Annotated in this window: 1 protein-coding gene and 1 pseudogene; both read left to right on the top strand. The window is 60.5% G+C overall.

The window, feature by feature from the left end:
* A partial coding sequence (locus tag WKU26_RS12650; RefSeq protein ID WP_340322314.1) for a hypothetical protein occupies window positions 1-266 on the top strand: 266 nt, incomplete at its 5' end.
* Window positions 208-549: pseudogene (gene fkp, locus WKU26_RS12645) on the top strand (bifunctional fucokinase/fucose-1-phosphate guanylyltransferase); the annotation flags it as partial. The gene WKU26_RS12650 and the pseudogene fkp, both read left to right, overlap by 59 nt.

Below are 549 nucleotides of genomic sequence, written 5' to 3'. Positions count from 1 at the left end.
ACCGGGTGTACCGGCTGCGGAATGGCTGCGGAATGGCTGAAGGCTCGCGGAATGAAACCGGAGGACATCGGAGGGAATCAGGATCTGCAGGCGGCAGCGATTTTCCCGGTGTGCGAATCGGTGGAGGAGCTGGGTGCGGTGCTGCGATGGATGACGGCGGAACCGGAACTGGAAGAGGGAAAGGAGATATGGCTGAAGGCGGAGAAGATGTCGGCGGACGAAATCTCGGCGTATGCCAACCTGAGAAGACTGACCGTGCAGCGTGAGGAGTTCCGCAAGGTGAACTGGAAGACGCTGGCGGAGAATCACGGAAAGAGTGTGTTCTACCAGCTGGACCTGCAGCAGGCGGCGGAGGAGTACAGCCGTCTGGGACTGGAACTGCCGGCGGAACTGGATGAGACGACTCCCCTGCTTACGCGTATCAGTGATGCGATGTTCCGTGCACGGACCATGCAGCTGAAGGGGGAAGCGCCGGAGATTGTGAAACCGGTAGAGGACAGGGCGTTTGCGCTGATGCGCAACGGACTGGTGAGCACGGTGGACTTCCGA

Origin of the sequence: Phocaeicola sp. HCN-40430, from assembly GCF_037890285.1 — a bacterium.
Lineage (GTDB): Bacteria > Bacteroidota > Bacteroidia > Bacteroidales > Bacteroidaceae > Phocaeicola > Phocaeicola acetigenes.
This window is presented reverse-complemented; position numbering and strand designations above follow the sequence as displayed.